21 protein-coding genes and 1 pseudogene are annotated in these 22,154 nt (G+C 68.0%); 18 read left to right on the top strand and 4 right to left on the bottom strand.

Annotated features, from left to right (window positions below):
* A partial coding sequence (locus FCI23_RS61405; RefSeq protein WP_136730177.1) for a helix-turn-helix domain-containing protein occupies positions 1-278 on the bottom strand: 278 nt, incomplete at its 3' end.
* Between the two features lie 259 nt (positions 279-537).
* Between FCI23_RS61405 and FCI23_RS47140 the strand changes: the two genes are divergently transcribed.
* The 3 genes from FCI23_RS47140 (at position 538) to FCI23_RS47130 (ending at position 2,274) form a co-directional block, all read left to right on the top strand.
* Positions 538-1,167, top strand: coding sequence for a DUF4232 domain-containing protein (locus tag FCI23_RS47140; RefSeq protein ID WP_136730176.1), 630 nt, complete (start codon positions 538-540; stop codon positions 1,165-1,167).
* A gap of 374 nt (positions 1,168-1,541) precedes the next feature.
* Positions 1,542-1,736, top strand: a complete 195-nt coding sequence (locus FCI23_RS47135; RefSeq protein ID WP_136730175.1) for a hypothetical protein — start codon at positions 1,542-1,544, stop codon at positions 1,734-1,736.
* Between the two features lie 67 nt (positions 1,737-1,803).
* Entirely contained in the window at positions 1,804-2,274 is a 471-nt protein-coding gene (locus FCI23_RS47130; RefSeq protein WP_136730174.1) for a hypothetical protein, read from the top strand.
* A 479-nt stretch (positions 2,275-2,753) separates the two neighbouring features.
* Here the strand turns inward: FCI23_RS47130 and FCI23_RS47120 are convergent, their stop codons facing one another.
* Positions 2,754-4,208: an alkaline phosphatase family protein gene (locus FCI23_RS47120; protein ID WP_136730172.1), complete on the bottom strand. Its 1,455-nt coding sequence runs from the start codon at positions 4,206-4,208 to the stop codon at positions 2,754-2,756.
* A gap of 939 nt (positions 4,209-5,147) precedes the next feature.
* Between FCI23_RS47120 and FCI23_RS47115 the strand changes: the two genes are divergently transcribed.
* Positions 5,148-5,537: an outer membrane protein assembly factor BamB family protein gene (locus FCI23_RS47115; RefSeq protein WP_246144726.1), complete on the top strand. Its 390-nt coding sequence runs from the start codon at positions 5,148-5,150 to the stop codon at positions 5,535-5,537.
* A 424-nt stretch (positions 5,538-5,961) separates the two neighbouring features.
* Here FCI23_RS47115 and FCI23_RS47110 read toward each other — a convergent pair whose 3' ends face one another.
* Positions 5,962-6,222, bottom strand: a complete 261-nt coding sequence (locus tag FCI23_RS47110) for a SpoIIE family protein phosphatase (RefSeq protein ID WP_136730170.1) — start codon at positions 6,220-6,222, stop codon at positions 5,962-5,964.
* Positions 6,223-6,436: 214 nt separating this feature from the next.
* Here FCI23_RS47110 and FCI23_RS47105 point away from each other — a divergent pair, with 214 nt between their 5' ends.
* The 13 genes from FCI23_RS47105 to FCI23_RS47045 all read left to right on the top strand — a co-directional run bounded on the left by FCI23_RS47105 (position 6,437) and on the right by FCI23_RS47045 (position 21,568).
* Positions 6,437-7,243 carry an IclR family transcriptional regulator gene (locus tag FCI23_RS47105; protein WP_169317300.1) on the top strand — a complete coding sequence of 269 codons (807 nt, stop codon included), beginning with the start codon at positions 6,437-6,439 and terminating at the stop codon, positions 7,241-7,243.
* A 45-nt stretch (positions 7,244-7,288) separates the two neighbouring features.
* A complete protein-coding gene (locus FCI23_RS47100; RefSeq protein WP_136730168.1) occupies positions 7,289-8,356 on the top strand; it encodes a zinc-dependent alcohol dehydrogenase in 1,068 nt (355 codons plus the stop codon).
* A complete protein-coding gene (locus tag FCI23_RS47095) occupies positions 8,353-9,351 on the top strand; it encodes a DUF5107 domain-containing protein (RefSeq protein WP_136730167.1) in 999 nt (332 codons plus the stop codon). Before FCI23_RS47100 ends, FCI23_RS47095 begins: the two co-directional genes overlap by 4 nt.
* The gene (locus tag FCI23_RS47090) at positions 9,348-10,529 is read left to right on the top strand and encodes a mandelate racemase/muconate lactonizing enzyme family protein (RefSeq protein ID WP_136730166.1); all 1,182 of its coding nucleotides are present in this window, start codon (positions 9,348-9,350) and stop codon (positions 10,527-10,529) included. Before FCI23_RS47095 ends, FCI23_RS47090 begins: the two co-directional genes overlap by 4 nt.
* A gap of 52 nt (positions 10,530-10,581) precedes the next feature.
* On the top strand, positions 10,582-11,940 hold the full coding sequence (locus FCI23_RS47085; RefSeq protein WP_136730165.1) for an ABC transporter substrate-binding protein: 1,359 nt from the start codon (positions 10,582-10,584) through the stop codon (positions 11,938-11,940).
* Between the two features lie 7 nt (positions 11,941-11,947).
* Entirely contained in the window at positions 11,948-12,874 is a 927-nt protein-coding gene (locus FCI23_RS47080) for a carbohydrate ABC transporter permease (RefSeq protein ID WP_136730164.1), read from the top strand.
* 12 nt (positions 12,875-12,886) lie between these two features.
* Positions 12,887-13,714, top strand: a complete 828-nt coding sequence (locus FCI23_RS47075; RefSeq protein WP_136730163.1) for a carbohydrate ABC transporter permease — start codon at positions 12,887-12,889, stop codon at positions 13,712-13,714.
* A 31-nt stretch (positions 13,715-13,745) separates the two neighbouring features.
* Positions 13,746-14,480 (top strand): SDR family NAD(P)-dependent oxidoreductase, encoded by a 735-nt coding sequence (locus FCI23_RS47070; protein ID WP_169317299.1) that lies wholly within the window; start codon positions 13,746-13,748, stop codon positions 14,478-14,480.
* Between the two features lie 48 nt (positions 14,481-14,528).
* Complete coding sequence (locus FCI23_RS47065) at positions 14,529-15,389, top strand: fumarylacetoacetate hydrolase family protein (protein WP_136730161.1); 861 nt, start codon at positions 14,529-14,531, stop codon at positions 15,387-15,389.
* A gap of 99 nt (positions 15,390-15,488) precedes the next feature.
* Positions 15,489-18,389, top strand: coding sequence for an FAD-binding and (Fe-S)-binding domain-containing protein (locus FCI23_RS47060; RefSeq protein ID WP_136730160.1), 2,901 nt, complete (start codon positions 15,489-15,491; stop codon positions 18,387-18,389).
* Positions 18,390-19,636: 1,247 nt separating this feature from the next.
* The gene (locus FCI23_RS47055; RefSeq protein WP_169317298.1) at positions 19,637-20,023 is read left to right on the top strand and encodes an SRPBCC domain-containing protein; all 387 of its coding nucleotides are present in this window, start codon (positions 19,637-19,639) and stop codon (positions 20,021-20,023) included.
* Positions 20,024-20,079: 56 nt separating this feature from the next.
* Positions 20,080-21,099 (top strand): RNA polymerase subunit sigma-70, encoded by a 1,020-nt coding sequence (locus FCI23_RS47050; RefSeq protein ID WP_136730158.1) that lies wholly within the window; start codon positions 20,080-20,082, stop codon positions 21,097-21,099.
* Between the two features lie 46 nt (positions 21,100-21,145).
* Entirely contained in the window at positions 21,146-21,568 is a 423-nt protein-coding gene (locus FCI23_RS47045) for an SRPBCC family protein (protein WP_136730157.1), read from the top strand.
* Between the two features lie 56 nt (positions 21,569-21,624).
* Here FCI23_RS47045 and FCI23_RS57495 read toward each other — a convergent pair whose 3' ends face one another.
* Positions 21,625-21,780 (bottom strand): hypothetical protein, encoded by a 156-nt coding sequence (locus FCI23_RS57495; protein WP_169317297.1) that lies wholly within the window; start codon positions 21,778-21,780, stop codon positions 21,625-21,627.
* A 232-nt stretch (positions 21,781-22,012) separates the two neighbouring features.
* Here FCI23_RS57495 and FCI23_RS64335 point away from each other — a divergent pair.
* A pseudogene (locus FCI23_RS64335) lies at positions 22,013-22,154 on the top strand (IS256 family transposase); the annotation flags it as partial.

The following is a 22,154-nucleotide window of genomic DNA, read 5'->3' as shown; positions in this document are numbered from 1 at the left end:
AGCACCAACTCCGATTTGCGCCTGCCCGGACGCGGCTCATCCTTCAAGCCTGCCAATCCCCGGACCGCGAACCGGGAGCGCCACTTGCCCACCGTCGCCGAAGACACCCCACACTCCGCCGCCACCCACGCATTTGACGCACCGCCGGCACAGGCCAGGACGATCCGCGCCCGCTCCGCCAACCTGGGAGACGCCACCCCACCCGCCCAGCGCGACAACTCGGCGCACTCATCATCGGAGAGGACGACCACGACAGCACGAGGACCTCGTTGCGACATAAAAACAGTCTACATACTTAGACTCGCTATTTACAACGCAGGACACTAGTAGGGTCGGGGACTGGTGCGGTGGGTTCCGCTCCGTTTCCAGCCCCTGACCCTACTCAGAAGTGCTCGTCGCGTACCGGTCTGCGACAGGTCTCCGAAGGCGCGCCGCAAGCGCGCGCAATGCGCCGGCACCGAATGTCGTCGGGTCTATGACGTTTCGTCACGGGCCTGTAATAGGCTTTGACCTGGGTGGTCGTGGACGGCAGAGTCGTTGGTTGCCGTCCTCCTTGCCGCGGGGCTGGCACTGACCGCGTGCCACCCCAACGTTTCGGTCTCCTCCTCTCCCTCCTCCATCGCGTCTGGTGCCAAGCAGCCCGGCACCGGGGCGGGGGGCGCCAAGGGTTCCGCTGCAGGCCACCGCGGCTCGGCAGGCCACCCCGGCGCCGGCGCGGGTGGCGGCGCCGGGGTGAATGGCGGTGCCAGTGCGGGTGGCGGCTCCGCGGCGGGAGCGCCCTGCCAGAGCACCAATCTGTCTTTCAGCAGCTCCGCAGGCATGGCGCAGGGTGAGATGCTGTTCAACATGAAGAACGTCGGGCACGCGGCCTGCACGATGCACGGCTTCCCCATCGTGCTCCTCAAGGGCTCGGAGGGCGTTCTGGTTCAGAGCAAGCACAGCTCGATGAAGGCGCCCAGGGGCAAGCTGTCGCCTGGGCAGACGACCAACTTCGTCCTGCACTACCCGCCGAACAACACCGGTGGCTCCGGAGCGAACTTGACCACTGCGTGGGTCACCCCGCCGAACAACACCCGCTCGCACGGGATGCTCGTCAACATCAACGTCCCCGCTGACAGCAACTCGTCCCCCGCCATCACGGTGGACCCGGTGGGCGCCGCCAAGTGACCGCCTGGGCGGCGCGCCGCGAGTGCTCCCACGAGCGCGAGGCGGCTATGGCGCGCCGCCCGAGGCCCGCCCTAACCGCAGGGCGCGACGCCGGTCGCGCCGGGTCATCGGTCCGACCGAGGGGCAGGCGGGCGCGGGAGAGGAACCTCGCCGAACATCGCCCCCCCTCGTGGGCTGCTCGCGTCGCCAACTACGTTGGCCACTCGTGTGTCCTCGCTGACAGGCGGGATGCAAGGGTGCTTGATGGACTACGAGGGCATACGGGTCCAGGGAACCGTGAGCCGCCACCAGAGGACTTGGGTCGGAGGCGAAGGAGGCGGCCACGCCGTACACGCGGTGGTGAGCTTCGCCGACGCCAACGGCAATGTGCACGGGTGCAAGTTCGACTCGGCGTCTGGCGCCGGCCGATGGGTCTCGCTGTCCCGGTGGTTCACCTGCCCGATTCGCCCTCCACTACCGCCCGTGTCGACCTGCCCTCGGACCGAAGGCTGCGCATCGTCGTCGGGTTCGTGGGCACCCTGGGCTTTCTGGCCGTTGCGATCGCGGTCGTCGCTCACGGCAGGGTCTGACACGGATAGACGCTCGGTGGGCGTAGTTACTGGCTCCCCACCGACAGCCACGCATAAGGAGAGTTCATTGTTCCGATTTGTTCGCAGGCGCCGGTCCGCACGCGTCGTTGCCACCGTCGTCGGGGTCGGGGTCGGGATCGGCGTGTTGGGCTGCGCGGCCCTGGTGGCCATGGCACCCCACAATGGCGATCCGGATCCTCAAGACAGTGATATTGCCATCTGCTCGGATGTGCCGGTCCATGCGGGGTACACGGAGGACCTCGGCTCCAAGGCCCAGCCGGACAAGCGGAAACGCGAAGAATCGATACCGGCCACCAGTCACAGCACGAACCCGTTCCCCAAAGAGGGGCAGCGCTGCCCGATCATAGGCGGGGTGTTCGGGTCCCGGGTGTACTTCAAGGCACCCGGCCTGAACGACGGGCAGCCGGTCCCGGTGACCGCGCCGACCGATCGCAAGCACGTCCTGATCGTCCGCTTTACCAAGAATGCCAATAATACGGTCACCGTGACACACCAATCGATGAGGTGGCAGGGGTGAGCACGGCCTCGACGGGATCGGCTGGTTTCGTGAGAGGCAACCCGAGTTGCTGACGTCCGGGCGTCGGCGACGCTCAGAGCGGGGGCGGCGCGCCGGGGCACTGTCTGGCGGAACAGGGGCCCGCAGCCCTGTAGGGTGCCAGAACTCGCGCGTAGCCTCTGATCAGGCACTTTGCAGTTCCGGACGATCATGGCAGTCTCGGATTGCATGGCGTTGCGCATGCTTTACCTGATCTTCCTGAGGCTCCTCGGACTGCTCCTCGCGCCAGGGGCTGCCGACGCGGAAGCGCCACATCACCGCATTGAAGTGTTTCCGCAGGTCGGGGATGGGCCCGACCGCGGCGATCGGAAGATGGGGCTCGACCAGGGGCCCACTGCTCGTCGGTGAGATCGCCTCGCGCCATAGCTGACGGCCAATCAAACCCGAGCCGCCGCGCGCAGGCGATCTACCGAACTCGTGATCCGGACTCCAGACAGGACCTAGAGGCGGGGGCGGGAGCCGGGCTCCTGGTGGGGCACCGTCTGGGTGCTGGGTACGGTGGGGGCTGGCAAGGTGGCGGCTTCCTGCTGCTGCTTCGCCACCAGGGGCGCGGGGTCGGGGAGCTTGGGGAACGGTACATCGCGGCGCGGGAAGCGCAGCGTCGAGGTGAGGTCACCGACCGTCCGCCGCCGCCAGGCGCTGATGTTCGACTCGTGCACGCCGAACCGGGCCTCGAGGAAGCGCAGGATTGAGGTGTGGTCGAACGTCTCGCTGGCGACCCAGCCGCCCTGACTCCACGGGGAGATGACGAACGTGGGGACGCGGAAGCCCAGGCCGATCGGGCCGGCGATGCCGCCCGCCTGCGAGGGCAGCGTTGCGGTCAGGTATTCCCCGGGAGTGCCCGGCGGGGGCGTCGGCGGGGTGACGTGGTCGAAGAAGCCGCCGTTCTCGTCGTAGGTGATGAACAGGACGGTCTTGTTCCAGACATCCGGCGTGGAAGCGAGCGCGTCAAGGATGTTGTACATGTATTCGGCGCCCGCCGCGGGCAGGCCGCTCGGGTGCTCGTCGGCCTCTGATTGGACCCACGAGACCTGGGGCAGGTTGCCGCTGCGGATGTCGTCCATGACCGCGGTCTTCGACCGCAGCTTCATGCCGTTCTCGTAGAGCGGGGAGCCCACGGGCGCGGTCTGGAACTGCCTGAACCACCCCAGCTCCGGGCCGTCCCCGAAGACGCGCGATTGGTAGCTGCGCCAGCTGATCCCCGCAGCCTGGAGCCGCTCGGCGTAGGTCGTCCACGTGAAGCCGCCGCTGGGGGGAAGCACATTCGTCGCGACGTTCGGGCCGCCGTTCGCCCCGGTCGGGTCGAGGGTGCCCGTCATAGCGTGCAGCCGGTTGGGCCACGTCGGGCCCATCACCGAGCAGTGGTAGGCGTCGCAGATGGTGAATGCGTCGGCCAGCGCATAGTGGAACGGTATGTCGTTGCGGGTGTAGTAGCCCATGGACAGCGGGCCATACGTGCCGACCGCTGCCCTTTGTGCGGGAACCCAGTTGTCCATCTTGCCGCCGTTCCACGCCTGGTGCTGCGTGGGCCACCCGTGGCCAGGGTCGTGGATGGCGGCGGCGTTGGTCTTCGTCGTGTCCAGGTGGAATGGCAGCACGTACTCGTCCGGGTTTTGCGGGTCCGGCTGATAGAAGACGGAACGTCCGGCGGGCAGCGTCTGGGGGTTCGGATCGTCGAATCCCCGAACCCCGGACAGCGTCCCGAAGTAGTGGTCGAACGAACGGTTCTCCTGGGTCAGGATGATGACGTGCTCGATCTCCCGAAGATGAGCCAGGTCTCTCGCCGGACTGGCAGCGACCGCCTTCTGCATCGACGAAGGCAGCAGGTCGAAGCCGACGGTCGCGCCCAGCGTGGCCGCGGCCGCTCCTAGGAACCGGCGCCTAGTGGTCTCCATGCGTCTCAACGCCCTTTCTCGATTCGTGCGTTACAACCACGCGGTCTACCGAAGGGGGCGTTGATGAAGAAGGTGGACTGGTCTGGCATCCGCCTGCTTACGGAATGGCAAACATGCATGCCACACGTACTTCAATGGCATGCACCACGCTGACCACCGCGGCATCTCCCACAGTTCCTCCGAGCCTGGCTTCCGTGCGTCGTAGCGCTGCGCGGTCTCGGTGGCTAATTCCAACTTCTATGCAGTGAAGGGTGAGTTGGCGTCTGGCAAGGTGGCTGTGGCTGCCTCTGTCGAGGGTGGCCGTTCCACCGGGCGATGACTCGGATGAGGTTGAGGGCGGTGGCGCTGGTGGTGTTGCCGGGCAGGTGCTGCTGCGCCTGGCGAAGCCCGACGACGTCTTCGGGCCCGGTGGCCGACTCGGTGACGTCGACGGCGGCCGGGGCGGTTGAGGGGGCCGGGAGGCAGTTTCGGCGCATCGTCGCTCGGCGGGGCGGTGAGCACCAGGCACGATATTTGATCAGGGACCGGGACGGGAAGTTCCCGCAGTTGTTCGAGGAGGTGTTCAAGGACGCGGGACGTTTGGGTCTCGGTGCCGGGTCGGGCTGCCCGGCAAGGCCGGGGGTGGCAGTGCTGGCCATACTCGGCGGTTCTCCTATCTCGCCCACATAGGCTAACCCGATAATCCGGGCGTCAGCCGAGACTGTCAGAGAGGGACGACGTAGCGACCGCATGGTCGCACCACGCCCAACCCCATGTCGCTTGCAGTGACTCGGGCGCGCGTGGTGGATAGCTGCTTCGCCATGGTTTCTTCTCCTCTACGTCCGTTCCTCCTCTGTCAGCCTCTCCCGCCGCACGATGATGAGCATGATCTGTGCGCCAAATGGGTGATCAAGCCCCCACCACATCGGCCACGCTCTTGCCACTTTCCGGCCCTCACGGTTGTCAAGGGACAGTCCAGGGAAGTGGACCTACACCACCGGCAGCTATGTCTACTCCTCACCCACGATCGCCAGCGGCACCGTCTACATCGGCAGCTACGACAGCAAGGTCTACGCCCTGAAAGCCGCCACCGGCAAACAGAAGTGGACCTTCACCACCGGCGGCCCGGTTGGCTCCTCGCCCGATGTGGTCGGCGGCACCGTCTACATCGGCAGCTTCGACGGCACGGTGTACGCCCTGGATGCCACCACCGGCACCCAGAAGTGGACCTACACCACCGGCGACGTGGTCGGCTCGTCGCCCGCGGTGGTTGGCGGCACCGTCTACATCGGCAGCTACGACAGCAAGGTCGCCCTGAACGCCGCCACCGGCACCGGCCCAGCCGACTGACCTCAAGGCCGACGGGCGAAACCGCCCCCACAGATTCTGCTGTTCGGTGATGACAGCCGCGGTGCCCTTGCCGATCGGCAGGCGCCGACTGGACCACCCCAATTTCCACATGATCAAGTAACACGAAGGCGATGATCATTGCCGCGTGATGACCTCGCGTCGGCCGATGGGGGAGACATCCTGGAGTAGATCAACCCGCAATGATGCAGGCGCCGACAACCGCCCGCGCCTGCGCCAACAGCGCCGACCCCGCATGGCAGGCCGACTACCGAGCCACCCGGCCAGTGGAAACTGGGCGGTCGCCGCCGGATAACCCCCCTGGGGGCGCCCCTGGCCGTTCGAGACACACCAGAGCGCCCTGCCACCGTCGCACAGCACCCAGATCGGCCCCTAAATGGGTCACGGCCGCCCACTGCTAGCCCAATCACCCGGCCAACAGAGGGTCATCCAGGTCTGGGGCAAGAAGTTCGACAAGCCGGGAGTCCGCAAGATCGGCACCTACGGAGATCGGACAGTAGCGGCTGCCTATGGAGGAGTCCAGCAGCAGTGCGCTGTTGAGGGCGGCCAGGACGTCGACGGGGTTGCTGTGGTACTGAGCCGCCACGCGCACAGTGCAGCGGATCAGGGAGGTGCCGGCTGTGGTCTCGGCCCCCTTACCGCACACGTCACCGAGGAAGTACGCCAGCGGTCACCACCCAGAGGGATGACGTCGTAGAAGTCGCCGTCCACCGCCTTCGGAGGCAGGCATGGGCCAGGACTGGGCGACGCCCTTCTGCTCAAGTCTGCCGCGATCTTGCCAACGCTCAACGCAACGGAGGCGGCCAAGCCTTGACGTGACCAGCCGCAGAGGCGCACTATTCCTCAACCCAGTCCACATTTCTGAGCAGGAGTCCACATACATGGATAGGGACGTCAAGTCGGCGTCGCGGACGATTGAGGTCCTTGACCTGCTGGCCTCGCACGCGGACGGGCTGACGCTGTTGGAGATCGCGGCCGCCCTCGACTGCCCGAAGAGCAGCGCGCACGTCCTGCTCGCGACCCTCGCCCGCAAGCACGTCATCACGGCGAGCTCTACGGCCCGCGGGTCCGTTTTCAAGCTCGGGCACCGCATCTTTGAAATTGGCCAGGCATATGCCCGCAATGCCGACCTTATCCGTGATAGTCGTGACATCGTCCGGCGACTGGTCGACACCTGCCTGGAGACGATGCACGTCGCCGCTCTGGACGGCGGGCAAGTCGTCTACCTGGCCAAGGAGGAAGGCCGCCAGTCCATGCGGATGGTGTCGGCCGTCGGCCAGCGCTTCCCCGCCTACGGCACCGGCGTCGGCAAGGTCCTGCTCGCCGGGCTCGACGACTCGGCCGTCCGGGAGCTCTATCCCACTGCGGAGCAGATGCCCAGCCTGACACCGAACACCATCGAGGACCCAGCTCGACTGCTTGCGGGATTAGCGGAAACGCGACGGCGGGGCTACGCCGTCGAGACCGAGGAGTCGAGCGTGGGGCTGGCCTGCATCGCCGCGCCCGTCTACGACTCCAGTGCCCTGGTGGCGGCCATGAGCATGTCCGTGCCGACTGCTCGCTTTCCCGACGAGCGACGCAACGAACTGCTTCACCAGCTGCTGGCCGGTGCACGAGAGCTATCCATGCGCCTCGGCGCGTCGTCCTACCCCAGCCAGATCAGCCCGGGTACCACGCGGTGTCTGTGACGGCGCGGACCATCCCCGACCAGCCAAGCCCCAAAGGACCGCTGAATGAAAGCCCTGGTATACGAGGCCCCGGAGACCATGATCCTTCGGGAGGTGGAGGCGCCTGCCCCGCGCCCCGACGAGGTGGTCATCCGGGTGGCCTATTCCGGCATCTGCGGCTCCGAGCTCAGCGGCTTCCTCGGCCAGAACAGCCTCCGCAAGCCGCCGCTGGTCTTCGGACACGAGCTCTCCGGTTGGATCGAGTCGGTCGGTAAGGACGTGCCGGCCGCTGCTGGGCTGGCCACCGGTACACCGGTGACGGTCAACCCGCTCCTCACCTGCGGGCAATGCGAGTACTGCGTGACAGGGCGCCAGCAGTTGTGCCCACAGCGGCAGCTGCTCGGCGCGCACCTTCCCGGCTGCAACGCCGACCTCGTCGCCGTACCGGCCGCGTCAGTCCTCGCCCTGCCGGACGGCATGAGCCTGCGCGACGCCGCGATGGCCGAGCCCGCCGCCTGCGCCCTGCGGGCCGTTGAGACCAGCGGCGTCGGTCCCGCCTCCAGCGCGCTCGTGATAGGCGCCGGACCGATCGGGCTTTTCATCCTGCAGATCCTTAAGCAGTACGGCGTGGTCGAGCGCTTCGTCGCCGACCTCAACCCAGCCCGGCTGGCGATGGCCACTGCTCTGGGTGCCACTGCGGTCCAGCCCGGGCCGGACGGCGTGACCGCCGCCGTCCTCGAGGCCACGGGAGGCCGCGGAGTCGACGTCTCCTTCGACGCGGTCGGCTCACCGCAGACCCGCAGGGACTGCCTGTCGAGCACGGTGCCCGGCGGCGACCTTGTCCTCGTCGGGCTGCACAACGACGAGACGTCCTTCCCGGTCAACTCGATCATCCGGTCCCAGGTCACGCTCAGCGGGGTCTTCGCGTACTCCACGGCCAACTTCCGCACCGCACTGCAGTGGCTCGAGGCCGGTCGGATCGGCCTGCGGGAGGGCGTCGTCGTGGCGCCGCTGTCGGACGGACCGCAGTGGTACGCGCGGCTGGTCGGCGGGGACGGCGCAGCCAAGGTGCTGTTGCAGCCCGGACACGACAGCGAGGACGCCGACTCCGACAAGGAAGGAATACGTCCGTGAGCGCTCGTGTGAGCAGTGAGTGGAGCTACCGGGGGCTGCAGGCGCTCGTGATGGACAACGAGTTCCTCCGCGTCGTCGTACTGCCCGAACTCGGCGGCAAGATATGGCAGCTCACCGCCGTACGCAGCGGTCGGGACTTCCTTTGGCACAACCCGCGCCTCAAGGCGCAGGTGGTCCCCTTCGGCACGACCTACGACGACGTCTTCCTCGGCGGATGGGACGAACTGTTCCCCAACGACGTGCCAGAGGAACTCGCCGGCGAGCCATACCCCGATCACGGCGAGCTGTGGGCCTCCACCTGGGACTGGACCGTCGAGCGAAGTCCCGAGGAGGTGCGCCTCATCCTCACCCTCCGGGCGCCGATCTCCGGCTGCAGCATCGAAAAGACGCTGACGCTGCGCTCGGGCGAGTCACACCTGCGCGTACGCTCCCGGATCACGAACGAGGGCCACACGGCACTGCCCTTCCTGTGGAAGCAGCACGTTGCGGTCCCCGTGAGTGAGCGGGCGAGCATCGGGCTTGGCGCCCGGACGATGTACGTCGAGGACTTCGGAGCCCCACGCGCCGGCAGCCCGGGCGAGACCTACCCATGGCCGCACCTGGTCGGCTCCGATGGCAGCTCGACCGACATGAGCAAAACGCTCCCACCCGACTCACACGTGAGCGAGTTCCAGTACGCAACCGAACTCGACGGCGGCTGGTGCTCGGTGACCTACGAGGACGGCACCGGCATCGGGCTGTCGTTCGACCCCGGGGTGTTCCGATCCTGCTGGCTGTTCGCGTCCTACGGGGGGTGGCGTGGCCACGAGGTCCTCATTCTCGAGCCCTGCACCGGCTATCCCGTGTCCGTCACTGAGGGCCTCGAAGCCGGTACGCACCAGGTGCTCCCAGCCGGGGGGACCGTGGAGACGGCCCTCACCGTAGTTGTCTACGACCAGATCGCCAGCGTCTCGGGCATCTCACCCGACGGCGGCGTGGAAGGACAGTCCCTGTGAAGGTCGAATCCGTCGACATGTTCTACCTGGCGATGCCCGACGTCTACGATATCGGCGACGGCAGCCAGGACATGCTCCTGGTCCGGGTGCGAGCCGGCGACCACACCGGATGGGGGGAATGCGAAGCCTCGCCGCTGCCCTCGATCGCCAGCCTGGTATGCCCGATGTCGCACAGCGCCTGCCACCCGGTGCTCGACTCGGTGCTGGGAGCGCGGCTCGACGGCCCCGGGGACATCGGCCGGATCGTGCGTGCGGTGCGTGCGAACAGCCTCGACCTGTTGCAGGCTGAGCACACCATCTCCGGCATCGAGATCGCGCTGTGGGACCTGATGGGCAAGGCTCTCGAGCAGCCCGTCTACGAGCTGCTCGGCTACGAACGCTCCCACCCCAAGACGCCCTACGCGTCATCCTTGTTCGGCGACACGCCCGAGGAGACGCTGCACAAGGCGCGCGCGGTCCGATCGATGGGCTACCGCGCAGCGAAGTTCGGCTGGGGCCCGTTCGGCCGCACGACCGTGGCCGCCGACGCCGACCAGGTCCAGGCAGCGCGCGAGGGACTCGGACCCGAGGGGGTGCTCCTGGTCGACGCCGGCACCGTGTGGGGTGAGGACGTTGAGGCGGCCGCGCTGCGCCTGCCGGCGCTGGAGGATGCAGGTGTCCTCTGGCTGGAGGAGCCGTTCAACTCCGGTGCGCTCGGCGCCTACCGCGCTCTCGCGGACCGCTGCGACCGGCTGCGGCTTGCCGGCGGCGAGGGCGCTCACAACCCGCTGCTCGCCGAGCACCTCATCGACTTCGGCGGTATCGGCTTCGCCCAAATCGACACCGGGCGCATCGGCGGAATCGGTGACGCCACCCGCGTCGCCAAGTACGCCCAGGCCCGCGAGGTGCAGTTCGTCAACCACACCTTCACCTCACACCTGGCACTCAGTGCCTCACTGCAGCCCTTCGCGGGCAGTGGAGACGACTGGATCTGCGAGTACCCGGTGGAGGCCAAGCCGCTCGCCCAGGACCTGACCCGTAACCACCTCACGCTCGACGAGTCCGGGTGCGTGGCGGCTCCGGAAGCGCCCGGGCTGGGCATGACCCTCGACCTCGACGCCGTGCGGCCCTACCTGCTCGACGTCGACATCACCGTGGGCGGCAAGACCCTCTACAGCACGCCCGACCTGACCACCTGAACTTGGCTCTACGTCCCGGCGGCAGCGCCGGGCCGACCACCGGAGTACGCGGATGAAACGAATCAAAGGCATCATCGCCGTCACCTGTGCCGCCCTACTCGCCCTCTCCGGATGCAGTTCGGCGGCGTACCGGGCGCGCACCTCCGGTGGCACGCTGGCCAGCAAGCCCGCAGGCACCTACCCGACCGGCCCCGTGAAGCTAGTGATCTGGTGGTGGGGCGAGCAGGAAGTCGCGGGTGCCAAGGGCTGGCTCGCCGACACGGTCGCTGCATACGAGAAGCTGCATCCCAACGTCAAGATCGAAACGGTACTGCAGACAACCGACAGTCTCATCCCGGCGTTCCAGGCAGCCGCGGCGGCCAACCAGGGCCCGGACATCCAATACTTCTGGGGCGGCATCAACTCTCAGGAGCCCGCGTGGGCGGGGCACGTCCTTCCGATTTCGGACTACATACCCGCCAGCGAGCTCAAGCACTACCTGAACGCGGCGACCGAGGACTCCTACAAGGGAAAGATCCTTACGGCGCCCTGGTATGTCAACCCGCAGTTCCCGGTGCTGGTCCGAAAGGACGTTCTGGCGGCACACGGGCTGAAGACCCCGACGACCTGGTCCGACCTCCTCTCCACCTGCGACAAGCTCAACGCGGCCGGTATCACGACGCTCGCCGGCGGCGTCAAGGACGGTTGGTTCGGAGGCTGGCTGTACTCCATGATCGACGGCCAGTTGGTGTCGTCCTCGTCCGATGTGACGGCAGCCGTCACCGGCCAGCAGAAGTTCACCGACCCCATGCACGCGGACTGGTGGCAGCGGCTGCAGGAGACCGTCGACCACCACTGCTGGAACGCCGACATCAACTCCCAGCAGCTCTACCAGGCGCAGCAGCAGTGGGTGTCCGGTAAAGCGGCAATGACCATCACGGCCGGAACGGACGCACCGAACTTCGTGAAGAAGGTCGGAGCCGACAAGGTCCAGATCACGACCATGCCGAAGATCGGCAATGGCCCCTACGCGGGGAAGATGGGTACGACCTCGCAGACCGTCGGCATCACCCCCTGGACCAAGTACCCAAAGGTCGACGCCGACTTCATCGAGTTCATGCATTCGCCGCAGCGGCTGCAGGCCTGGTACGACAAAACCGGCTCCATGCCGGCGGACGACCGCTTCGACATGTCGAAGGTGACCGACCCCGTCAAGCGCCAGCTCTTCCAAATGGCCCTGAACGGGGCTCCGTACCTGGAGAACTACATCCCCGCCGCACTGGACTCCAACGCCGTCTTCACCAACGTGCAACTTGTCCTGCAAGGCAAGCGGACCGCGGACCAGGCCGCGGCGGACATGCAGAGCCAGGTTGAGCGGCTCCGCCTGACCGACAGATCCCTGGTGAACGACTTCAAGGCATGGAAGCGGTGACCGATCAATGCCCGTAGCCACTACTCAAGCCGCCCCCGCCGCGGTGGCCGCACCACAGCCGCAGCGCCGCCGCGGCCCCAACTTGGCCATCGTGCCGTGGGTAGCACCCGCGGCGCTGATCATCCTCGCCGTCTTCGGATACTCGCTGTTCGAGCTGTTCTCCCAGTCCCTGCAGTACCAGGGCACATGGGCCGGGATCGAGAACTTCAAACTTGTGCTGACCGATCCGCTGTTCCTTACGGCGATCTGGCACAACGCCCTCCTGCTGCTCGTTGTTCCAGTGCTGCTGGCCCTGTCGCTGGGCGTCGCAATTCTGCTCCTGGAGACCAAGCGAGGGCTGCGCGGTTACCGCGCCGCCTTGTTCTTCCCGTACATCCTTCCCATCCCCGTGGTCGGAGTGGTGTTCGGCCAGCTGCTCCAACTCAACGGCGGGCTCAACGAAGCGCTCCGCAGCGTCGGCCTGGCAGGACTGGCCAGCGACTGGCTGGGCGATCCGTCCCGTGCGCTGTGGACCATGGCGGCCATCATCGTCTGGAAGGAAGTCGGCTTCGGCATCATCCTCTTCCTCGCCCGCATGCTGTCCCTGCCGGCCGATGTGTTCGAGGCCGCGCGGCTCGACGGCGCCGGCTTCTTCCGGATGCACTGGAACGTGACGATCCCGCAACTGCGCGGCATCGTTCTCTTCTACATCGTCAACGAGGCGATCGTCATGGTGTCGTGGGTCTTCAACTACGTCTATGTCATGACGAACGGCCAGGGCGGCCCGGGAAGCTCCACCGTCGTATCCGAGCTTTACATCTACCGCGCCGCCTTCGCGGACCAGACCCCGGAACTCGCCGCAGCGGCAGCAGTGCTGCTCTTCATCGCGACGCTCGGGCTCATCGTCAGCTTCTTCCGCCTGCAGCGCTCGGGCGAAGGCGCGTTCGGCGACTGAAGGGGAAACATCATGTCCACCACCCGTCTCGGCGCCCCTCTCAGGCACCTCATCCTTCTCATCCTCAGCGTGGCCGCGCTTGCGCCCGCGTACCTGATGGTCACCGGAGCGCTGAAGTCTCAAGACGAATTTCTGCAGAGCCCGTGGTCGCTGCCTACGTCCCCGCGCCTGGGGGCCTTCCGTGCGGCCCTGGGCGACCAGCTCGCGCAGTGGTTCCTGAACTCGGTCGTGCTCACCGTCGCTGCCGTGCTCATCACGGTGACGATCGCTGCCATGGCCGCGTGGGGGCTGGTGCACTGGCCGTTCCGCGGCAGGGACACGGTCCTGGCGCTCACCGTGTCCCTCATGGTCGTCCCTCCAGTCGTGCTGCTGCTCCCGCTGTTCCAGCTCGGTGCCAAGCTCGGATGGATCTCGACCTACCGAATCGTGATCATCATCTACGTCGGCCTGATGCTGCCGTTCTCCATCTACCTGTTGGCCAACTTCTTCCGGGCGATCCCAGCGAGCATCTTCGAAGCCGCCGCGATCGACGGCGCCTCGGCGTGGCGCACCTTCTGGCGCATCGTGCTTCCGCTGTCCGGGCCGCCCGTCGCCACGCTGGTCGTCGTCAACCTCCTGTGGGTGTGGAACGAGCTGCTTTTGGCGCTGGTCTTCCTCCAGAGCGACTCGAAAAAGACGCTCATGGTCGGTCTCACCGGGTTCCAGGGCCGGTACAGCCTCGACATCCCCACCGTGATGGCGGGCATGTCGCTCGCCGTCCTGCCCCTCGTCCTCGCCTACCTGTTCGGGCAGCGCTATTTCATCCAGGGCCTGACCGCCGGCGCTGTCAAGGGCGAGTGAACCATCCCATAGGACACATAGGGAGATCATCGTGGATTTCATCGGACGCCGTGCCGTCGTGACCGGCGGAGCCAACGGCATCGGTGCGGCAACGGTGGCACGGCTGCAGCGGGACGGCGCGAGTGTCGTCGTCCTCGACATCGAGACCGGGGGCCGCCCGGCGGACACGGTCATTGTGGACCTCTCGGACGCCGATGCGGTGCTGCGGGCCGCTGATCAGGCGACCGAGCGGCTCGGGGGAGTGGACATCCTCGTCAACTGCGCTGGTGTCTCACTGCCCAGCCGCGCGACTGAGCTGGACTTCGACGCCTATCAGCGCACCCTCGCGGTGAACCTGCATGCTCCGGTCCTGCTCATGCGCCAGTTGTGCGGCCCGATGAGCAGGGCCGGCTACGGCCGGGTGGTCAATGTCGGCAGCATCCACGCGCGCTTCACCGAGCCGGGCTCGCTGGCCTACGACGTGTCAAAGGCCGGGTTGGAGGCAGCTTCCCGGACTGCGGCGATCGAGCTGGCTATGACCGGCGTGCTGGTCAACGTAGTCGCGCCCGGATTCGTCGCCACGCGCATGTCGGTCGTGGACGGCGTGGACGAGCTCGACAGCGACTCGTTCCAAACGGTCTACGTCGACAACGACCGGCTGCCGATGCGCCGCGCGGCCCGGCCCGACGAGATCGCCGAGGCCGTCGCGTGGCTCGCCAGCGAAGCCAACTCCTACGTCACTGGCCAAGTACTCACGGTCGACGGAGGCCTCACGGCACGGTTCTGACCATGGTCAGCTCCCCCCTTTTACGCCCCCGCGAGTCTTGGAGGACTCATGCAACTCATCCGCCTCGGTCCCGTCGGCCAGGAGAAACCAGCAGTACGCATCGACGCGACCACCTACGTAGACGTCTCCGACCTCGTCGATGACTTCGACGAGCGCTTCTTCGCCCGCGGCGGGCCGTCGCTGCTCGCCGACGCGGTGGCCGATCGCGTGGCCTCGGGCGGGGCGGCCACCTTGAAGGGGCAGCGAGTCGGGGCGCCGATCGCCAGGCCGCACCAGATCGTCTGCATCGGCCTGAACTACAGCGACCATGCCGCCGAGACCGGTCAGGCCATCCCGGACGAACCCATCGTGTTCAACAAGGCACCGAACACGCTCGTCGGCCCGAACGACACGGTGTACATCCCACGCGGCTCGACCAAGCCGGACTGGGAAGTCGAGCTCGGCGTCGTCATCGGCAAGCGGTGCCGGTATCTCGCCGACGAGCATGAGGCTGCCGACGCCATCGCCGGCTACGTGCTCGTCAACGACGTCAGCGAACGAGAGTTTCAACTCGAACGCGGCGGTCAGTGGGTGAAGGGCAAGTCGGCGGAAACCTTCAACCCGTGTGGGCCATACCTCGTCACCCCAGACGAGGTCGGGGACGTCAACAACCTGGACATGTGGCTGGACGTCAACGGCGTCCGCCGACAGACCGGCTCCACTGCCACGATGCTGTTCGGAGTAACCCACCTGGTGCACTACCTCAGCCAGTTCATGGTCCTGGAGCCCGGCGACCTCATCAACACCGGAACCCCTCCTGGCGTGGGGATGGGCTTCACCCCGCCGATCTGGTTGCAGCCCGGCGACGTCATGGAGCTGGGCATCGACAACCTCGGCACACAGCGGCAGGTCGTGGCCACAGCGCCCTGAACGGCCCAACGATCGATCGCCGCGACTGCACGCAGTCGTGCGACGCCCCGACCGGCTGATGAGCTGGAGCAACGCTCGAACAACCTGAAAGGACCGTCGATGCCGCGCAGTTGGCACCGGACGAACGCCGACGAAGATCGCGCCCGACACGGCGGGCTGCCGGCCCCCGCGGAGGGCCTGCTGACCGACCTGCGCGCAGCGCTGTCCGGAGCCGACCGCGTGCTGCACCGCGCCTCGGACCGCCTGGCCCGGGCGAACGACGCCTCCCACTACATGCTGACGCCACAAGCGGTGGTCGCGCCAGACAGCGCCGAGGAAGTCGGCCGGCTCCTGCGCGCCACCGCGGCCCTCGGCGTTCCACTGACCTTCCGTTCCGGCGGCACGAGCCTGAGCGGGCAGGGCGTCACCGACGGAGTGCTGGTGGACACGCGCCGCCACTTCCGCGACATCGAGGTGCTCGACGGCGGGGCCATGGTCCGCGTCCAGCCCGGCGCCGTGGTGCGGCAGGTCAACGCCCGACTCGCACCGTTCGGCCGCAAGCTGGGACCGGACCCCGCCAGCGAGAGCGCCTGCACCGTCGGCGGCGTCATCGCCAACAACTCCAGCGGTATGGCATGCGGCACCCGCCACAACACGTACTCGACCCTGGACTCGCTCACGCTGGTGCTGCCCAGCGGCACCGTGATCGACACCGGCGAACCCGACGCCGACGAACGTCTGCGGGCGCGGGAGCCGGCGCTTTACGAGGGCCTCGACCGGCTGCGCCAGCGGATCCTGGCGAACCCCGAGTCGGTGCGCACCATCCGCCGGCAGTTCGCCATGAAGAACACCATGGGCTACGGGCTGAACTCGTTCCTGGACCACAGCCGGCCGGTCGACGTCCTCGCGCACCTGGTAGTGGGCAGCGAGGGAACGCTCGCGTTCGTCGCCGAGGCGACCTTCCGAACCGTCCCGGTCATGCCGCACGCCGTCACCGGGCTGCTGGTCTTCGACACGCTGAGCGCCGCGACCGGGGCACTGCCGGCCCTGGTGGAGACGGCCCCAGCAACGATCGAGCTCCTCGACGCGGCATCGCTACGGGTCGGGCAGCTCGACCCGCAAGCTGACCGCGTCCTGCAGGAGATCGCCGTTGCGAACCACGCGGCCCTGCTTGTGGAGTATCAGGAGCAATCCGCCGACGCGCTCGCCGCTCACACAGCTGACCACAAGGGGGTGTTGCAACAGCTGCCGCTGTCAACACCGGCGCACCTGACCGGCGACCCGCGATCACGTAACCGCCTCTGGCACGTCCGCAAAGGGCTCTACGCTGCCGTCGCCGGCGCCCGCCCCTCCGGGACGACGGCACTGCTCGAGGACATCGTGGTCCCGGTACCGGCGCTGCTGGCGACCTGCGAGGAACTGACCCGGCTTTTTGACCGGCACGGATACCACGACAGCGTCATTTTCGGCCACGCCAAGGACGGCAACGTCCACTTCATGCTCAACGAGCGCTTCGAGGACCCGGAGAACCTCACGCGCTACCACCGCTTCAGCGAGGACATAGTGGACCTCGTTTTGGGCCACGGCGGCTCGTTGAAGGCCGAGCACGGTACCGGCCGGATGATGGCGCCCTACGTACGCCGGCAGTACGGCGACGAGCTCTACGACGTCATGTGCGACATCAAGCGCCTGTGCGACCCCGGCGGCTTCCTGAACCCTGGTGTGATCATCAACGACGACCCGGGCGCCCACGTTCAGCACCTGAAAACGACCCCGACAGTGGAGCCCGAGGTCGACCGCTGCGTCGAATGCGGGTACTGCGAGCCGGTCTGTCCCAGCCGCGACCTCACCACCACCCCGCGCCAACGCATTGTGCTGCGCAGGGCCATGGTCGCAGCCGAGGCGCGAGGTGACCTCGAGCTGTTGCGCGAACTCGATGAGGATTACGACTACGACGCGGTGCAGACCTGCGCCGTGGACGGCATGTGCCAAACCGCGTGCCCCGTCCTGATCAACACCGGTGACCTCGTCAAGCGGCTTCGTGCCCAGGATCACGGCAAGGTGTCCGAGGCCGGGTGGCGGACCGCAGCCAAACACTGGGGCGCCACGACCAGGGCCGCCGCGCTCGCGTTGGACATTGCCGCCTCGCTCCCTGCGCCTGTGGTCACCGGCGCCACGAAGGCCGCGCGGCGCGTCGGCGGCGAGGAGGCGGTCCCGCTGTGGACCGCCGACCTGCCCCCCGGCGGCCAGGCCCGTCGACGCCTCATCGACCAGGAGAGCGAACGCAGCGGCCACCGCGAGGCGGACGCTGTTTTCTTCAGCGCCTGCGTCGGCTCCATGTTCGGCACAACCACACGCGAGGCAGGCGCGGGCCGGGCCTTCGCGGAGCTCAGCCGGCTCGCCGGTGTGCGCCTCGCCCTGCCACCCGAGCTGGACAGCCTGTGCTGCGGCACGCCCTGGCAGTCCAAGGGACTTCGCTCAGGCTACGACACGATGAGGCAGCGGCTACTTCCCGCGCTGTGGGAGGCAAGCCGACACGGCGAGCTTCCAGTCGTGTGCGACGCCTCGTCATGCACCGAGGGACTCAGGTCCAGCGTCGCGGCAGCCCGTGCGGAGGGCAGCCCCTACGAAGGGCTGCGCGTGGTCGACGCGGTCGAATTCGTATCGCAGTACGTGCTTCCGGAAATCGAAGTCAAACGGCGGCTGCCCTCCCTCGCCCTGCACCCCACGTGCTCCTCCACCAGGCTCGGTCTTGATGATGCGCTCCGGTCCCTCGCCGGCGCGGTGGCAGATGAGGTCGTCGTGCCCCAGGCCTGGGGGTGCTGCGCATTCGCCGGCGACAGGGGTCTGCTGCATCCCGAGCTCACCGCCTCGGCGACAAGGGCAGAGTCCGCCGAACTGGCGGGGCGCACCTACACCGCCTACGCGTCGTGCAACCGCACCTGTGAGATCGGCATGACCCGCGCCACCGGTCACGACTACCGGCACATCCTCGAACTCCTCTGGGAAGCCGTGCTCTGATCAGATGTCGGCGCACGTCCCCGACGCGCTCCGCCGTGGGGTTGAGCAGCGCGAACGTGACGGTCTCGCGGGCGGTGAACGCGGTGAAGTTGGGCATGGCGGGGTTCCTCCTGGTGGTGGGTTGGGCGGGCCGGCGGGGCGCTGCTGTGCCTGGCCGGCCTTTCCGGGCTGGGAAGGGCTCGTGTGCGGGCGGGACGGACGGCTTGGCTCCTGGGGGCTCGGTGTCGTCCTCCTGGGCCGCGCAGAACAGGGCGCCTCGGGCGGGCAGGGGCCGGGTGGGCCGGGCCCCCTGGGGTGGGGTCGGCATTCGGCGCGGCGGATGGTCAGGGCCAGCATCCGGACGCGTTCGGGCCAGGTGAGCCGGTACAGGGACGGGTACTCCTGGGGCTGGCCGTCGACGCTGACCGTCCAGGGGCTGTCGCTCCAACTGGCCTGGGCGGCGTGGCGGATGACCACTGCGTGGCCGTCGGCGGTGAACTCGGCGCGGATGGCGCGGGGGCCGGTGTGCCACGTGGGGCGACCGTTCACGGCGGCGGCCTCCTCGAGGTACGCCACATCAGAGACGGCGTGCCCCCATGTGGCAACGGGGTCGGCAAGCTGCCGTGTGACCTGCTGTGCCCGGGTGAAGCTGGGGGGCGGGGAGGGTCGCGGGCACGGGGTACTGGCGGTCAGCCCACGTGATCTCGGCGTCCATGTCCATGGGGGCTCTCCTTGGCGGGGAGGGGCCGGGGGCCCGGGTGACGGGGCCCCTGGGCGGGGCGGTCACTGCTCGGGCTGGTCGTCCGTGGCGTCAGTCGGTCGGGGTGACGGCGGCAAGGGTGGTTTTTGCGGCGGTCATGACTCGGTTTCCGGCGGCCTTGATGGTGGCGGCGACGTCCTCGGGGGTTGTGCCTGCTCACCCGGCGGCGTATGGGACGGAGTGGGCGGCGGAGTCCGGGCTGTTGTTCGGCGGTTTTTCTTCAGTGGGTTGGCGTTTGGGTTGCAGTGGATGTTGTGATGTTGTGTCTGCTGGCCGGGTGGTTTGTGGGGTCGTGGTCGTGTAGCCGTGTCACGTTGGCGCGCCCGCTGTTTGAGACAGCCACGTGGGCCAGAGCGGTCTGTCGTCGCCGATGAGGCTCGGTAACCCTGACGGTGGCCGTGTGAAGCCTCGTGGCCGCTGTCGGAAGAGTTTCGGGGCGATGTTAGGTTCCGCGTGCCGCCGGTGTCTGCATGGGTGGAACCGAGATGACTCGAACATGGAGGGATCGATGAGCATTCACCAGCAGGCGACCATTTCCGCCGACCCGCGGCGTGTCTACCAGGTGCTCGCTGACGCGGAGGCGCTGTCGGCGCTGTCGGGGATGGGCGGCAAGGTGGCGTGGACTGCGGGGCACGAGTTCGCCGCCTTCGACGGGAACGTGACCGGGCGGCAGATCGAGCTGGTTCCCGGCGCCCGGATCGTGCAGGCATGGCGGTTCCCTCGCTGGGAGCCGGGACAGTACTCCCTGGTTACCTTCACTCTCGCGGCCGTGGACGGCGGCACCCTCCTGGCCATCGACCAGCACGGCGAGCCTGATGACTGGCACGACCACATCGCCGCGAACTGGCCGACCTTCTACCTCACCCCGCTGACGGAGCACTTCGCCGCCGCCTGACACCGTGGGACCGCTGGGGCGGCGGAGCCGCCGCCCAGGAAGGGAGATGAGAAGTCATGGCCGAGACCGACCTGCTGCAGGCGGCCTGCTCCGGTGATGAGGAGGCCTTCGCCGGCCTGGTCGCCCCGTACCGGCGGGAGCTGCACGTGCACTGCTACCGGATGCTCGGTTCGTTCGACGACGCCGAGGACGCGGTGCAGGAGACGTTGCTGGCGGCCTGGCGCGGCCTGGCCTCCTTTCAGGGCCGCGCCTCGGTGCGCACCTGGCTGTACAAGGTCGCCTCCAACACCTGCCTGAACCTGATTCGAAGCGCCTCTCGGAGGCCACAGATGGCCGACCAACTGCCCGCCTCGGCACCGGCACCGACCGGATCGACCGAGGTCACCTGGCTCCAGCCGTATCCCGACCTGCTGTTGGATGAACTGCCAGACCCCGAGGCCGCCCCGCAAGCCCGAATCGAACGGGTGGAGGCGGTGTCGCTGGCGTTCGTCACCGCGCTGCAACTGCTGTCGCCGCGCGCCCGGGCCGTACTCGTACTACGCGACGTGCTGGGGTTCAGCGCCGCCGAAGTGGCCGAGACCCTCGACTCCACGCCGCAGGCGGTCGCGATGACGCTGAGCCGGGCGCGCGCAGCGCTGCGCGAGCATGGTCCGGCGCGCGCCACCACGGGCAGCACTGCCGGCACTGCCGGCGAGGCGCGGCTGGTGCGGCTGCTCACCCAGGCGCTGATCGCCCACGACGTCGACGCCGTGGTACGCCTGCTCGCCGAGGACGTGCGGATCGCGATGCCGCCGCTGCCCGCCGTCTGGCAGGGCCGCGACCGGGCGGCGGCGTTCCTGGCGGAGGTGGCGTTCCGGCTGGTGCCACGCGCCCGCTTCGTCCAGACCCGCGCCAATGGGCAGCCCGCCCTCGCCGTCTACATGCACGACGCCGCGGACGGGCTGTGGCGCGCGGGCGGGCTGCTCGTCCTGAGCCTGAACAGTGAACGGATCACCGGCCTGACCCGCTTCGAGACCAGCACGATGCGCCCCTTCGGGCTACCCCGCATCCTCCCCGACGACCCATCAGACGACTGAGCACACAACCGGCCGCAGGACCGGCCGCCAGAACAGGAGCCCGACCATGACCAGCGACAACAGCTACACCAAAACCCTCAGCCTCGCCGCGACCCGCGAGGAGGTCTTCGCGGCGCTGACCGACCCGGACCAGGTCACCGCCTGGTGGAGCGCCAAGTCAACGACCGGCTCTGGGGAGACCGGGGGCGAACTGCAGATCACCTTCGGCACCGAGGAGCAGCCGACGGTGATGCGGGTGCTGGCCGCCCACCGCCCCGACGTAGTGGTCTGGGAGGTCACGTCCAGCCCGTTGATCCCCGACTGGGAGGGCACCCGACCGACGTTCACGATGACGACCACCGACGGCGGCTGCCGTCTGGACTTCACTCACCACGGCCTGGTCCCCACTTTGGAGTGCTTCGAGCTGTGCAACGTCGACTGGCGCCGATTCCTGGTGCGCCTGGGCGCCCACGCGGAGCAGCACGGCTGAGCCGGCGCCCGCTGCACCGCCGCGGGGTCCGGGTGTCCGGGCCTCGGTGGGGCTGGTCAGTGCTGGGTGCGGTGGATGGTCAGGGCGAGCATCTGGACGTGTTCGGGCCAGGTGAGCCGGTACAGGGACGGGTACTCCTGGGGCTGGCTGTCGACGGTGACTGTCCAGGGGCTGTCGCTCCAACTGGCCTGGGCGTCGTGGCGGATGGCCACTGCGTGGCCGTCGGCGGTGACTCGGCGCGGATGGCGCGAAGGCCGGCCACGTCGGGCGGCCGTTCGCGTCGGCGGCGGTCTCCTCGAAGTACCGCACGTTGGCGACGTTGTGTCCCCATGCGGCGACGGCGTCGGCGAGCTGTCGCGTGATCTGCTGCGCCCCGGTGCGGGAGTGTAAAACTAACGGCGGATCTGCCGATCAAGGAAGAGACGCCAAGTGACTGTGCAGAGTGTGGAGTTGAAGTCAATCGAGGCCGCTGGTCCGGCGGTGTCCGGAGGGGTGCCGGATGACCAGCTGATCTCGATGTTGGTGGACCGGGCCAGGTCGGAGGGCCTGCAGCTGACTGGGGAGGGCGGGCTGCTGCAGCAGCTGA

The sequence above is a fragment of the Actinacidiphila oryziradicis genome, from assembly GCF_005047355.1.
In the GTDB taxonomy this organism is placed as follows: domain Bacteria; phylum Actinomycetota; class Actinomycetes; order Streptomycetales; family Streptomycetaceae; genus Actinacidiphila; species Actinacidiphila oryziradicis.
The sequence above is the reverse complement of the archived record's forward strand: the minus strand, read 5'-3'. Positions and strand labels throughout refer to the sequence as shown.

Excerpts from the sequence above, each read along its gene's own strand:
- FCI23_RS47075 (WP_136730163.1), top strand. The coding sequence starts at position 12,887 with ATGTCCACCACCCGTCTCGGCGCCCCTCTCAGGCACCTCATCCTTCTC.
- FCI23_RS47085 (WP_136730165.1), top strand. The coding sequence starts at position 10,582 with ATGAAACGAATCAAAGGCATCATCGCCGTCACCTGTGCCGCCCTACTC.
- FCI23_RS47060 (WP_136730160.1), top strand. The coding sequence starts at position 15,489 with ATGCCGCGCAGTTGGCACCGGACGAACGCCGACGAAGATCGCGCCCGA.
- FCI23_RS47050 (WP_136730158.1), top strand. The coding sequence starts at position 20,080 with ATGGCCGAGACCGACCTGCTGCAGGCGGCCTGCTCCGGTGATGAGGAG.
- FCI23_RS47045 (WP_136730157.1), top strand. The coding sequence starts at position 21,146 with ATGACCAGCGACAACAGCTACACCAAAACCCTCAGCCTCGCCGCGACC.
- FCI23_RS47080 (WP_136730164.1), top strand. The coding sequence starts at position 11,948 with ATGCCCGTAGCCACTACTCAAGCCGCCCCCGCCGCGGTGGCCGCACCA.
- FCI23_RS47120 (WP_136730172.1), bottom strand. The coding sequence starts at position 4,208 with ATGGAGACCACTAGGCGCCGGTTCCTAGGAGCGGCCGCGGCCACGCTG.
- FCI23_RS47065 (WP_136730161.1), top strand. The coding sequence starts at position 14,529 with ATGCAACTCATCCGCCTCGGTCCCGTCGGCCAGGAGAAACCAGCAGTA.
- FCI23_RS47105 (WP_169317300.1), top strand. The coding sequence starts at position 6,437 with ATGGATAGGGACGTCAAGTCGGCGTCGCGGACGATTGAGGTCCTTGAC.
- FCI23_RS47055 (WP_169317298.1), top strand. The coding sequence starts at position 19,637 with ATGAGCATTCACCAGCAGGCGACCATTTCCGCCGACCCGCGGCGTGTC.
- FCI23_RS47100 (WP_136730168.1), top strand. The coding sequence starts at position 7,289 with ATGAAAGCCCTGGTATACGAGGCCCCGGAGACCATGATCCTTCGGGAG.